The organism is Bradyrhizobium sp. USDA 3397 (assembly GCF_054060965.1).
On sequence record NZ_JBSSDS010000001.1, the window covers coordinates 8,231,378 to 8,243,853 of the forward strand.

The following is a 12,476-nucleotide window of genomic DNA, read 5'->3' on the forward strand; positions in this document are numbered from 1 at the left end:
CCGTCAAAACGGACGGACCGGGAGATACCATGCCGCGAGCGTATATCGGCGTCGACGTCGGGACCACGAGCACGCGGGCAGGGGTGTTTGACGAGGCCGGCACGCTGCTCGCGACGGCCCGGCATCCGATCAGGATCTGGCACGAGGCCGGCGACATCGTCGAGCAGTCGTCGGAGGACATCTGGCAGGCCTGCGCCAAATCGGTGCGCGCGGCGATGGCGGAAGCAGCGATTGCGCCCGGCAGCATCGGCGGCATCGGTTTCGACGCGACCTGTTCCCTCGTGGTGCTCGATCCGCAAGGCGAGCCGCTCACCGTCAGCACCTCCGGCGAGGCGCAGCGCAACGTCATCGTCTGGATGGACCATCGCGCCACGGCCGAAGCGCGGCTGATCAACGAGACCGAGGATGCCGTGCTGCGCTATGTCGGCGGCTCGATCTCGCCGGAGATGGAGATGCCGAAGCTGCTGTGGCTGAAGCGGCATCTGCGCGCGAGTTTCGATGCCGCCGGTCACTTCTTCGATCTGGCCGATTATCTGACCTGGCGGGCGACCGGCGCGCTGCAGCGCTCGACCTGCACGGTCACCTGCAAGTGGAACTATCTCGCTCATGACGGCGGCGGCTGGAGCGCGCCGTTCTTCAAGCGCATCGGCCTCTCCGACTTCGTCGCCGAAAAATACGCGCGCATCGGCACCGAGATCGTTGCGCCCGGTACGCGCCTCGGCGAAGGTCTCACGCCGGCAGCAGCCGTCGAGCTCGGCCTTCCCCAGGGCACCCCGGTCGGCGCCTCGCTGATCGACGCCCATGCCGGCGGCATCGGTGCGATCGGTGGCCGTGACGGGGCGGGCGGTACGAGCGATGTCAGCGATCGTCTCGCCTACATCATGGGAACGTCGGCCTGCATCATGGCGACGACGAAGGAACCGTGCTTTGTGCCGGGCGTATGGGGGCCCTATTATTCCGGCATGGTGCCGGAGTTCTGGCTCAATGAAGGCGGGCAGTCCGCCGCGGGCGCTGCGATCGATCACCTCCTCAAGTCGCATCCCGGCCATGGCGAGGCGAGCGCGGCGGCACGCAGCGAAGGCCTCGATCTCATCGATTTCCTCGAGCGCCGCATCATCGCGCGCTCCGGTGATGCCAGCCGTGCCGCGCTGCTGGCGCGCGACATCCACGTGCTGCCGGAATTCATTGGCAACCGCTCGCCCTATGCCGATCCCGACACGCGCGCGGTGATCGCGGGCCTTGATCTCGACACCGACATCGCCGCGATGGAACGGCTGTTCGTCGCCGGCCTCTGCGGTCTTGCCTACGGGCTTGCGGAGGTCATCGAGGCTTTTGCGGCGCACGGGGTCCGCTCCAGCATCATGATCATGGGCGGCGGTGCCAGCCGCAGTCCTTTGGTGCGGCAGATCATGGCCGACACCACCGGTCTCACGGTCGCGCTGCCGCAGACCAAGGAGCCGGTGCTCCTGGGGGCCGCGATGCTCGGGGCGGTCGCCGGTGGCGCTTACGCCTCGATCGGCGAGACCATGGCCAAGATGTCGGCACTGGGGCGCAAGAGCGAGCCGACCGCGCCTGATATGGCCGCGTTTCACGCCCGCAAGCGCGAGGTCTACAAGCTGCTGCGCGATCTCGATCGCGGCAGCCGTGCCGCGATGCGCAGCGTCGCGAGAGGTTGAAGGACATGCTGATTGCCTGCGGCGACGCGCTGATCGATTTCGTGCCGACGCGAAACGTCGAAGGGCGCGAAGCGGTGATGCCCGCGGTGGGCGGCTCCTGCCTCAACGTCGCGATCGGCATGGCGCGGCTGGGCGCGCCAACTGGTTTCGTCGGCGGCATCTCGACCGACCTGTTCGGGCGCATGATCGCCGATCATGCCTCCGCATCGAAGGTTGCACTCGATCTCGCCACCCGCAGCGACCACCAGACCACGCTCGCCTTTGTCCGCATTGTCGAAGGCGAGTCGCACTACGCCTTCTACGATGCCGAGACCGCGACGCGGAGCTGGACGTACCGGCGCGGGTCCATTCCATTCGATACGATCGAGGCCGTCCATGTCGGCTCGACCACGCTGGTCAACGACCAGGGTGCGGCCGAGACCAAGACGCTGATCGCAGACGCGCGGGCGTCGTCCACGATCTCCTTCGATCCGAACTGCCGACCGAATCTCGTCAAGGACAAGCCGGGCTATCTCGCCCGCATGGCCGAGTTCGCCGGAAGTGCCGATCTCATCAAGATGTCGGATGTCGATTTCGCCTATCTCTTCGGCGAGGAGCCGTATCAGCAGCGCGCGAGCACATTGCTGGGGCAGGGCACCAGCCTCGTCGTCATCACCCGCGGCAACAACGGCGCCATCGCCTGGCATGCGCAGGCAGGGCAGATCGAAGTGCAAGCACCAAAGGTCGAGGTAGCCGACACCATTGGCGCCGGCGATAGCTTTCAGGCGGCGCTGCTGTTCGCCCTGTACAAGCAGGGTCGAATCGCCCGGCCGAGATTGCAGGACATCGGCGCGGACGAACTCCGCCGTGCGCTGTCCTTCGCCGCCAATTGTGCCGGCCTGACCTGCACCCGTCCGGGCGCCGATCCGCCCTGGAGCCACGAGATCAGTTGGGACTGGTAGTCCACGTCACATCCGCGCGACGGCCTTCTCGGCACATTTGAGGAAGGTTCCGATCAGCGGACTGTGGGAGTCCCGCCGCCAACAGACTGCGATGTCGAGGGCGTCAGCGACGTCACGCAGGGGTCTGAACACGACTCCGCGTGGCGCGCCGAGCTGTGCGCAGGCCGGCAGGATGGCGAGACCTTCGCCGGCCAAAACCAGGCTCATCGCAGAATGCACCGTCTCCACCCGGCTGGCGATCGGCATCACCACCTGGTGCCGACGCAATAAAGGGACGACCGCGGAGGAGGCGGGCCCATGGTCCGGATGCGGGAGTGCGATCAGCGGACGGCCCTGCAGCCGGGCCATCGGCACGGAGCTCAAGCGGGCGAGCGGCGAGCGGATCGGCATGGCCAGCATGAAGGGCTGTGCACCGATCTTTGCCACCTGGATCTCGGGATGATTGATTGCGGGCATACACAGCGCGACCGTGACGCTGCGGTCGAGCACGCGGGCCTCGCGCGTCGATGCGCTGAGCTCAACGAAGCTGAGGTCGACGCCGGGAACCGCATGACGCAGTTCGGGGATGAGCCGCGGCAGCATCGCATTCGCCAGCACGAACATGTAACCCACCGCCAGCCGGCCGCGCCGTCCCGAAGCAACCGCGCGCGCGGCTTCGGCGCCGTCGGCCGCCAGCGCCAGCGCTTCGCTGGCGCGCGCCAGCAACGCCTGGCCCGCCTCGGTCAGATCCATGCCGCGGGTGCCGCGGCGGAACAGTGGCGCGCCGATCTCGGCCTCGAGCTTGCGGATCTGGACGGAGAGCGGCGGCTGCGCCATCCGGAGCTGGTCGGCCGCCTTGCCGATGCTGCGCGCCTCGGCGACGGCGACGAAATAGCGGAGCCGACGAAGATCCATTGGCATACCGAAAGCGTATGGGTTGGCGATAAAAATCGTATTGGACGGCGAGTTAACAAAACTGTCATTCTCGCTGTCAATGTCTTCGGGCCAATGGCGGCCCTGCTTCGGAGCGTGATGTGACGATGAACGGCGATCCCTGTCTGTTGTCCGCGACCGAGCTGCGCGGCCTTATTGCGGGCAAGCGAATCTCGCCAGTCGAGCTCACCCGCGCAGTGCTTGCCCGCGCCGAGGCCCTCCAGCCCGAATTGAACTGCTTCATCACGTTGTGCGGCGACGAGGCGATCACAGCGGCGCGCGAAGCCGAGCGCAAGGTGATGGCGGGTGAACCGCTCGGCCTGCTGCACGGCATCCCCGTATCCGTCAAGGACATCGTCAATACCAAGGGGGTCAAGACCACCTTCGGCGCCGTTCCCTACAAGGATAATGTGCCGGCCGAGGATGCCGTCGCCGTCGCGCGGTTGCGCAGCGAAGGCGCGATCCTGGTCGGCAAGACCACGACGCCGGAGTTCGGCAGCAAGTGCCTCACCGATTCACCTTTGTTCGGTCGGACCCGCAATGCGTGGGACGCCCGCCGATCCTCCGGCGGCTCGAGCGGCGGCGCGGCGGTCGCTGTGGCGAGCGGCATCGCGCCGCTCGCGATTGCGACCGACGGCGGCGGCTCGACACGAATTCCGGCCGCTTGCAACGGCGTGGTGGGCCTGAAGCAGAGCAACGGCGTGATCCCGCACAGCCAGGCCCTCGACGTGTTCGGCAACCAGACCTATGTCACGCCGACCACCCGCACCGTCGCCGATACTGCGGTGATGATGCAGGCGATGGCGGGCGAAGATCCTATCGATCCCTGGTCGATCGGCGTGCCCGTGCCCGACTTCATCGGCACCGCCGCCCCGCATGGTGATTTGCGCGGTCTGAGGATCCTGTACTGCCTGACGCCGCCGGGCCGTCCGGTGTCGGCCGAAGTCGCCGCCAATTTCAAGGTGAGCCTCGACCGGCTGGCCGGGTTAGGGGCCGAGCTCGAGGAATTCTCCGGCGAGGGTTTCGACATCGAGCCGATCTGGCGCGCCATCAACCACACCGTCTGGCGCACGCGCTTTGCCAAGCTTGCGGCCGAGCATCGGGACGAGCTGAGCGAAGCCTTCCTCAAGCAGCTCGCGCTCGCCAGCGAAGTCAGCGGCATCGACTATCAGGAGGCGATGTTCGCGCGCACCGCGTTGTTCCGCCGCGTGCAATCGCTGCTTGCGCGCGGTCACCTGCTGGCGATGCCGACCCTGACGCGTACCGCGCTGCCGATCAAGCAGGATCTGTTCGGCAGCATCGAGATCGACGGCAGGCATTTCGACAGCGTCCGGCCGCATTGGTTCCCCTGGACCATGCCGTTCAACATGACCGGCCATCCCGCCGTCAGCCTTCCCTCGGGCTTTGCCCGCGACGGGCTGCCGATCGGGCTCCAACTGGTCGGCCGTTTCCGGGCCGACGCGGAATTGCTGCGCGTGAGCGCTCTGTTCGAGGCGTCAAGCGACCTTCTGTCCCGCTGGCCGTCTTGAGGAGATGGCGATGCAGCAAAGAGCTTGCTTAAGGCGTCCGGACATGTTGATCGTGGCCTGGGTGAGCCCTGAAGCCGAGCGCGCATGAGCGTCTTTGTCCTCCGACGTCTGTTGACTCTGCTGGCGACGCTGGTCGGCGCATCGCTGATCATCTTCCTGGTGCTGGACGCGCTGCCTGGCAACGCAGCGCAGATGCTGATGGGCGCCGACGCTTCGCCGGACGCGGTGCGCGCGCTCACCGTCAAGCTCGGGCTCGACCAGCCGCTGGCCGTTCGCTACGTGCAATGGATCAAGGGCCTCCTCGTCGGCGATCTCGGCAATTCCTACGTCTACGGCACCCCGGTCGGCAGCCTGATCGCCGAGCGGCTCGTGCTGACCATTCCGCTCGCGATCATGGCCATGACGATCACGGTGACGCTGGCGCTCTCGGCCGGCATCTACACCGCCGCCAACCACAACAAGCTCGGCGATGTCGGCGTGATGTCGTTGACGCAAGTGGGCATCGCGCTGCCGAATTTCTGGTTCGCGATCCTCCTGGTGCTGCTGTTCTCGGTGCGGCTGCAATGGCTCTCGGCCGGTGGCTTTGCCGGCTGGGAGGACGGCATCTGGCCGGGGATCAAGTCGCTGCTGTTGCCCGCGATCTCGCTCGCGGTGGTGCAAGCCGCGATCCTTGCCCGCGTCACGCGCTCGGCCGTGCTCGAAGTGCTGCGCGAGGACTTCGTCCGCACCGCCCGTGCAAAAGGCCTCGGCAAGCGCGAGGTGCTGTGGAGCCACGTGCTGCGCAATGCCATGATCCCGGTCATGACGGTGATGGGGCTGCAATTCGCCAATCTGCTCGCCGGCACCATCGTGATCGAGAACGTGTTCTACCTGCCGGGCCTCGGCCGCCTGATCTTCCAGTCGATCGCCAACCGCGACCTGATCGTGGTGCGCAATTGCGTGATGCTGCTCGCCGCGATGGTGGTGATCGTCAACTTCGTGGTCGATGTGCTCTATGCCTTCATCGATCCTCGCATCAAGGTGCACGACCTGTGAGCGCGCCCATCGCCATCGACGCGCCCGTCGCAACGCGTCCGCTGCCGGCGCGCACGTTCTGGCGCCGCGCGCTGCGCCACCGCAGCTTCGTCCTCGGTGGCACGCTGAGCCTTCTGGTGCTGGCTTCGGCGCTATTGTCGCTGGTATGGACGCCGTGGTCGCCTCACGAGATCGACATCGCCGCAAAGCTCCGGCCGCCCTCGGCATCGCATTGGCTCGGCACCGATTCCTTCGGCCGCGACATCGTCTCGCTGCTGCTTGCGGGCGCCCGGTCCACCATCATGGTCGGTGTGATCGCTGTCAGCATCGGTCTTACCTTCGGCGTCACGCTGGGCCTGATCGCCTCGGCCCGGCGCGGCTGGACGGAGGAGATCATCATGCGCTTTTCCGACTTCACCTTCGCCTTTCCAGCCGTGCTGTCCGCGATCATGCTCGCGGCCGTCGTCGGGCCCGGCATGGTAACCTCGATCGTCGCGATCGGCATCTTCCAGATCCCGACCTTGACCCGGCTGACGCGCGGCTCAGCCAATGCGATCTGGGCGCGTGAATTCGTGCTGGCGGCGCGGGCGGCGGGCAAGGGGCGCTTCCGCATCACCATCGAGCATGTGCTGCCCAACATCCTGTCGATCCTGATCGTGCAGGTCACCATCCAGTTCGCGCTCGCCATCCTCGCCGAGGCCGCTTTGTCCTATCTCGGCCTCGGCACGCAGCCGCCGCAGCCGTCCTGGGGACGGATGCTGAACGATGCGCAGACGCTGCTGTTCCAGTCGCCGATGCTCGCGGTCTATCCGGGCATTGCGATCGCAATCTCGGTGCTCGGCCTCAACCTGCTCGGCGACGGGCTGCGTGACCTGCTCGATCCCCGGCTGGCGCGGGAGCGATAACGATGGCCGAGCGCTCCGACACGCCGCTGATCGAAGTCGAAAATCTCGGCGTCCGCCTCAACACCAGCCGCGGGCCGGCGCGGGCCGTGCGCGGGGTAAGCTTTGCGCTGAAGCGCGGCGAGACGCTCGGGCTCGTCGGCGAGTCCGGCTGCGGCAAGTCGGTCACGGCGTTGTCGTTGATGGGCTTGCTGCCGGACAGTGCCGTCGTCACTGGCAGCATCAAGCTGGACGGCGACGAGCTCGTCGGACTTGCGGATGCCGACTATTGCCGCCTGCGCGGCGACCGCATCAGCATGATCTTCCAGGAGCCGATGACTGCGCTCAATCCGATGCACACGATCGGTAACCAGGTCGCCGAGCCGCTGCGGCGTCACAAGAATTATTCGGCGGCGCAGGCGCGCAAAGAGGCGATCGCCTTGCTCGACCGCGTCGGGCTTCCCGACCCTGCGCGTCGCGTCGATGCCTATCCGCATCAGTTCTCCGGCGGCCAGCGCCAGCGCATCACCATCGCGATGGCGCTTGCCTGCGAGCCTGACCTCCTGATCGCGGACGAGCCGACCACCGCGCTCGACGTCACCATCCAGGGCCAGATCCTCGACCTCATCGCCGACCTCGTCGAGGAGCGCGGCATGTCGATGATCCTGATCTCGCACGATCTCGGCGTCATCGCCGAGAATGTCCATCGCATGATGGTGATGTATGGCGGCACCGTCGTCGAAAGCGGGCCGACCGACGAGGTGTTCCGTCGCATGGGCCATCCCTACACGCAGGGCCTGTTCCGTGCCCGGCCCAAGCTCGGCGCACGCAAGGGGACGCGGCTGAAGACGATCTCGGGCACGGTGCCGGAGCTCGCCGATCTTCCGTCCGGCTGCACCTTCTCCGATCGCTGTCCACTCGTGATCGATCAGTGCCGTGCCGCGCTGCCGCCGATGGTGGATGTCGGCCCCGGCCATTTTGCGCGCTGCATCAGAACGGACGTGTCGATGGCCGAGCGCGTCGGAGCGCTGACCGCATGAGCATCGCCCCGCTTCTCGACGTCAGGGATCTCGAGCAGCGCTACACGCTGCCGCGCGAGAGTCTGTTCCGTCCGCCGGGGCAGGTGCGCGCGCTTAACGGCGTCAGCGTGCAGGTCCGGGCCGGCAAGAGCCTCGGCATCGTCGGCGAGTCCGGCTCCGGCAAGTCCACCTTCGCGCGCGTCGTGATGGCGCTGGAGCGGCCGACCGCAGGACAGGTCGCGCTGCTCGGACGCGATCTCAATCGCCTGCCGGCCGACGAACTGCGCCGGGCCCGGCGCGATTTCCAGATGGTGTTCCAGGACCCCTATGGCTCGCTCGATCCGCGGCAGACCATCGCGCGGATCGTCGCCGAGCCGCTGACCGTGCTGGAAGGCGCCGACCGCACCACGTTCCGTGACCGCATCGCCGCGGTGCTGCGCCAGGTCGGCTTGCGCGATGCGGATATGGAAAAATATCCGCACGAATTCTCCGGCGGCCAGCGCCAGCGCATCGCGATCGCGCGTGCGCTGATCACGCAGCCGAAGCTGATCGTTGCCGACGAGCCGGTCTCGGCGCTCGACGTCTCCGTGCAGGCCCAGGTGCTGAACCTGATGCAGGACCTCCAGGAGCAGTTCGGCCTGAGCTACATCCTGATTAGCCACGACCTCGCCGTCGTCGACTATCTCTGCGATGAGGTCGCGGTGATGTATCTCGGCCGCATCGTCGAGCAGGGCCGGCCGGAGGATCTGTTCGAGCGCTGCGCCCATCCCTATACGCGGGCGCTGCTGGATGCGGTACCGCGGGCGCGCGCCGGAGGTGGCCGGCGCCGCCGCGGAGCCCAGGCGATCGCCTCGCAATCGGCGGCGACGGCCGGATGCCCCTATGCATCGCGCTGCGCTCTTGCCGACCAGCATTGTCGCGAGGTTCCGCCTGAGTTACGCAAGGTGGGCGAGGGGCACCTTGCCGCCTGCCACAAGGCCGAGGCTGTGATGGCGTTGCCGCAGGCGGCCATGGAAGGTTAGTGTTCGGGGCAGGATTGGCGTTAAGCTGGAAACAGGATCGGTTGGGGAGTTCGCGCATGTTCAGGAAACTATCGATCGTCGCATTTGCAGCTGCGCTCGTCGCGGCGCCTTTGCCGGTGCTGGCGCAGAGCAAGAAGGACAGCGTCGTCATGGGGATGACGCTGGAGCCGCCGGGGCTCGACCCCACCAATGCCGCCGCTGCCGCGATCGCCGAGGTCACGCTCTACAACATCTATGAGACGCTGACCAAGATCAACGAGGACGGCTCCACCTCGCCGCTGCTCGCCGAGAGCTGGACCGCTTCGCCCGATCTGAAGACCTATACGTTCAAGCTGCGCAAGGGCGTCAAATTCCACAATGGCGAAACGTTCGATTCCGCTGCGGTGAAGTTCTCGTTCGAGCGCAACGCGGCGCCGACCAGCACCAACAAGGACAAGAGCCTGTACCAGGCCTTCGAGAAGGTCGAGACGCCCGACGCCGACACCGTCGTGATCACAGTGAAATATTCCGAGCCGAACCTGCCGTTCCTGCTCGGGCAGGCGGGCGGCTCGATCGTCGAGCCAAAGAGCGCTGGCACCAATGTCACGCAGCCGGTCGGCACCGGACCGTACCAGCTTGGCGCCTGGGCCAAGGGCTCTTCGATCACGCTGAACAAATGGGCCGGCTACCGCAACGCCTCCGCGATCAAGCTGTCGAAGGTGACGATCCGCTTCATCTCCGATCCGGCGGCGCAGGCCGCGGCGCTGCTCTCGAACGACGTCGACGCGTTCCCGCGCATCGCAACCCGCGTGGTTGCTCAGTTCAAGTCTGATCCGCGCTTCACGGTGCTGATCGGCGGCTCCAGGGCCAAGACCATCGTGGCCATCAACCATCGCAAGAAGCCGCTCGACGACGTCCGCGTTCGCCGCGCCATCCTTGCCGCGATCGACCGCAAGGCCTTGATCGACGGCGCGGTCGAGGGTTACGGCACGCCGATCGGCAGCTTCTACACGCCGGGATCGCTCGGCTATGTCGACACCACCGGCATCAACCCGTACGATCCCGAGAAGGCCAAGAAGCTGCTGACTGAAGCCGGCGTCACCACGCCGCTCGAACTGTCATTGAAGCTGCCGCCGCCGCCCTATGCGCGGCAAGGCGGCGAGATCGTCGCGGCCCAGCTCGCCAAGGTCGGCATCACCGCCAAGATCGAAAACGTCGAATGGGCGCAATGGCTGTCGCAGGTTTTCGCCGGCAATGGCCCGCACAATTTCGATCTCACCATCGTCAGCCATGTCGAACCGTTCGACCTCGTCAAGATCACGGAGCCGGACTACTACCTCGGTTACAACAACGAGAAGTTCAACGCGCTCTACAAGCAGATCGTCTCGACGCCGGACGAAGCCGGCCGCGCCAAGCTGCTCGGTGACGCCCAGCGCATGCTGGCGACCGATGCAGTCTCGGCTTACCTGTTCCAGCCGCAATGGCCCACCGTCATCAACAAGAAGCTGAAGGGCGTCTGGAAAGAAGTCCCGCAGTTCGAGAACGACTTCTCCGCCTGGTATTGGGAATAGGCGGCGTCCATTGCTGTGCCCTCTCCACGCGTTGGAGAGGGCAGCTCCAAACAAAACCTGAAAAACAACCCCATGCACAGTAGCCGGGGTCAGTCATCTCAATGGCTTGCACGTTGCGCCTGTGTGATCGACGCGATGCGCCCGAAAGTTGACCCGTCGGGCAAAACACTGGCATGATGGCATGCTCGAGTCTCGTGGTGGAGACGCGCGCCGTCGGTCGAGGCAGCCGTGCAGAAATCATCCCGCCGCAATGCCGGCATTGCCGCGGCGGTCGTCAGCGCCGAGGCGCCGATCTCCCCAAAGCTTGATCATGCGAGGCTCGATCATGCGTCGATGAGCGATATCGCTCATGCTTTGGCTGACGGACATGTCACTGCCACGGCGCTGCTCAAAGCCTATCTCGCGCGCATCGCAGCCTACGGCCGCGACGGGCCCAAGCTCAACGCGGTCCGCGCGCTCAATCCCGACGCACTCGCGATCGCGAGCAGGCTCGACGGCGTCAAGCCGTCGGCCGAGCGGCCGCTGGCCGGCATCCCGATCCTGGTGAAGGACAACATCGCGACCGGCGACGCGCAGCCGACCACGGCGGGATCGTTGGCGCTAGAAGGCGCGCGCGCACGGGACGATGCAACGCTCGTCAAGCTGCTGCGCGAGGCCGGCGCGGTGATCCTCGGCAAGGCGAATCTGACCGAGTTCTCCAACATGCTCGCGGTCGACATGCCCTTCGGCTATTCGTCGCTGGGCGGTCAGGTCAAGAATCCCTATGCGCCGGCGCTGGCCGACGATCACGGCATCCCCGTCGTGTCCCCGGGCGGCTCGAGCGCGGGTTCGGCGGTCGCGGTGGCGGCAGGCTTGTGTGCGGCTTCGATCGGCACGGAGACCTCGGGCTCGCTGCTCTTTCCCGCCAGCCAGAATGGCCTCGTCACCGTGAAGCCGACGGTCGGGCTGATCAGCCGAGCCGGCATCGTGCCGATCTCGCACAGCCAGGACACCGCGGGGCCAATGACGCGGACCGTGCGCGACGCGGCGCTGCTGCTCAACGTGCTCGCGGCCAACGACCCGCTCGATCCGGCGACGCAAAAGCAGCGGCGGCCGGCCGATTACACCGCCGGTCTGACGCGCGATGCGATGAAAGGTGTGCGCATTGGCGTGCCGAGCGACCATGTCGACCCGCTGAACGACTGCTATTACGGCAAGCTGCCACCGAAGTCGGCCAAGCTGATGACTGAGGCGATCCAGGTGCTGGAGGATCTCGGAGCCGTCGTCGTGCGTGCCAGCATGCCGACATCAGGCTGGATCGGCGGGCCGGGCACGACCATGGCCGTGCTTAACCGCAATCCGCTGAGCGCCCACAAAGGCACGATTGCCCGACCGCCGGTCGTCTTCCTCTACGAACTGAAGCACGACCTCAATCTCTATCTGAAGGAATGGGCGACCAACACGGACATCAAGACCATGGCCGACATCGTCGCCTTCAACGAGGCGAATGCGGGCAGGGCGCTGCGTTTCGGCCAGGACCACTTTCTCGCCGCGGAGATGACCAGGGGCGATCTCAGCGAGCGCGAGTACAAATCGGCGCGCGCCATGGACCTGCTCTCGGCCAAGACGCGCGGCATGGATGCCTATATGAGCCGGCACAAGCTCGACGCCGTCCTGTTCCCCGGCGCATACGGCGCCGCAATCGCCGCCAGGGCCGGCTATCCCAGCGTCATGGTGCCGGGCGGGTTCGTTTCGGGGACAGACGACGGCAAGGAAACGCCCGATTATCCGTTCGGCGTCACCTTCGCAGGCCTTGCCTGGAGCGAGCACAAGCTACTTCGCCTGGCCTACGCGTATGAGCAAGCCTCCGCCAAGCGCAAGTCGCCGCCCGGCTTGCCGGCGCTTTAGAGTGCGCTATGCGTGCGCCGGATGATGGCGGTGGCATGTGCTGAC

10 protein-coding genes are annotated in these 12,476 nt (G+C 66.3%); 9 read left to right on the forward strand and 1 reads right to left on the reverse strand.

The window, feature by feature from the left end; translation table 11 throughout:
- The first annotated feature begins 29 nt into the window (after positions 1 to 29).
- Both ACVWYQ_RS38205 and ACVWYQ_RS38210 read left to right on the forward strand, forming a co-directional pair.
- Complete coding sequence (locus ACVWYQ_RS38205) at positions 30 to 1,676, forward strand: FGGY-family carbohydrate kinase (RefSeq protein WP_271545126.1); 1,647 nt, start codon at positions 30 to 32, stop codon at positions 1,674 to 1,676.
- Positions 1,677 to 1,681: 5 nt separating this feature from the next.
- On the forward strand, positions 1,682 to 2,617 hold the full coding sequence (locus tag ACVWYQ_RS38210) for a carbohydrate kinase family protein (protein ID WP_271545125.1): 936 nt from the start codon (positions 1,682 to 1,684) through the stop codon (positions 2,615 to 2,617).
- A gap of 6 nt (positions 2,618 to 2,623) precedes the next feature.
- Here the strand turns inward: ACVWYQ_RS38210 and ACVWYQ_RS38215 are convergent, their stop codons facing one another.
- A complete protein-coding gene (locus tag ACVWYQ_RS38215; protein ID WP_271545124.1) occupies positions 2,624 to 3,511 on the reverse strand; it encodes a LysR family transcriptional regulator in 888 nt (295 codons plus the stop codon).
- 125 nt (positions 3,512 to 3,636) lie between these two features.
- On the opposite strand from ACVWYQ_RS38215, the gene ACVWYQ_RS38220 reads away from it, so the two are divergent.
- From ACVWYQ_RS38220 to ACVWYQ_RS38250, 7 genes are all read left to right on the forward strand, one after another.
- Positions 3,637 to 5,058, forward strand: a complete 1,422-nt coding sequence (locus tag ACVWYQ_RS38220; RefSeq protein WP_271545646.1) for an amidase — start codon at positions 3,637 to 3,639, stop codon at positions 5,056 to 5,058.
- An 84-nt stretch (positions 5,059 to 5,142) separates the two neighbouring features.
- Entirely contained in the window at positions 5,143 to 6,093 is a 951-nt protein-coding gene (locus tag ACVWYQ_RS38225; RefSeq protein WP_271545123.1) for an ABC transporter permease, read from the forward strand.
- Positions 6,090 to 6,977: an ABC transporter permease gene (locus ACVWYQ_RS38230; RefSeq protein ID WP_404542213.1), complete on the forward strand. Its 888-nt coding sequence runs from the start codon at positions 6,090 to 6,092 to the stop codon at positions 6,975 to 6,977. The genes ACVWYQ_RS38225 and ACVWYQ_RS38230 overlap by 4 nt, the downstream gene beginning before the upstream one ends.
- A gap of 2 nt (positions 6,978 to 6,979) precedes the next feature.
- A complete protein-coding gene (locus tag ACVWYQ_RS38235; RefSeq protein ID WP_456727093.1) occupies positions 6,980 to 7,993 on the forward strand; it encodes an ABC transporter ATP-binding protein in 1,014 nt (337 codons plus the stop codon).
- A complete protein-coding gene (locus ACVWYQ_RS38240; RefSeq protein ID WP_404542209.1) occupies positions 7,990 to 8,994 on the forward strand; it encodes an ABC transporter ATP-binding protein in 1,005 nt (334 codons plus the stop codon). Before ACVWYQ_RS38235 ends, ACVWYQ_RS38240 begins: the two co-directional genes overlap by 4 nt.
- Positions 8,995 to 9,050: 56 nt before the next feature.
- A complete protein-coding gene (locus tag ACVWYQ_RS38245; protein ID WP_271545119.1) occupies positions 9,051 to 10,544 on the forward strand; it encodes an ABC transporter substrate-binding protein in 1,494 nt (497 codons plus the stop codon).
- Between the two features lie 228 nt (positions 10,545 to 10,772).
- Positions 10,773 to 12,431 carry an amidase family protein gene (locus ACVWYQ_RS38250; RefSeq protein ID WP_404542206.1) on the forward strand — a complete coding sequence of 553 codons (1,659 nt, stop codon included), beginning with the start codon at positions 10,773 to 10,775 and terminating at the stop codon, positions 12,429 to 12,431.
- Positions 12,432 to 12,476 lie beyond the last annotated feature (45 nt).

What these genes read in the sequence shown, in the direction of transcription:
- ACVWYQ_RS38205 (WP_271545126.1), top strand. Translation starts at nt 30, where the DNA reads ATGCCGCGAGCGTATATCGGCGTCGACGTCGGGACCACGAGCACGCGG.
- ACVWYQ_RS38210 (WP_271545125.1), top strand. Translation starts at nt 1,682, where the DNA reads ATGCTGATTGCCTGCGGCGACGCGCTGATCGATTTCGTGCCGACGCGA.
- ACVWYQ_RS38215 (WP_271545124.1), bottom strand. Translation starts at nt 3,511, where the DNA reads ATGGATCTTCGTCGGCTCCGCTATTTCGTCGCCGTCGCCGAGGCGCGC.
- ACVWYQ_RS38220 (WP_271545646.1), top strand. Translation starts at nt 3,637, where the DNA reads ATGAACGGCGATCCCTGTCTGTTGTCCGCGACCGAGCTGCGCGGCCTT.
- ACVWYQ_RS38225 (WP_271545123.1), top strand. Translation starts at nt 5,143, where the DNA reads ATGAGCGTCTTTGTCCTCCGACGTCTGTTGACTCTGCTGGCGACGCTG.
- ACVWYQ_RS38235 (WP_456727093.1), top strand. Translation starts at nt 6,980, where the DNA reads ATGGCCGAGCGCTCCGACACGCCGCTGATCGAAGTCGAAAATCTCGGC.
- ACVWYQ_RS38240 (WP_404542209.1), top strand. Translation starts at nt 7,990, where the DNA reads ATGAGCATCGCCCCGCTTCTCGACGTCAGGGATCTCGAGCAGCGCTAC.
- ACVWYQ_RS38245 (WP_271545119.1), top strand. Translation starts at nt 9,051, where the DNA reads ATGTTCAGGAAACTATCGATCGTCGCATTTGCAGCTGCGCTCGTCGCG.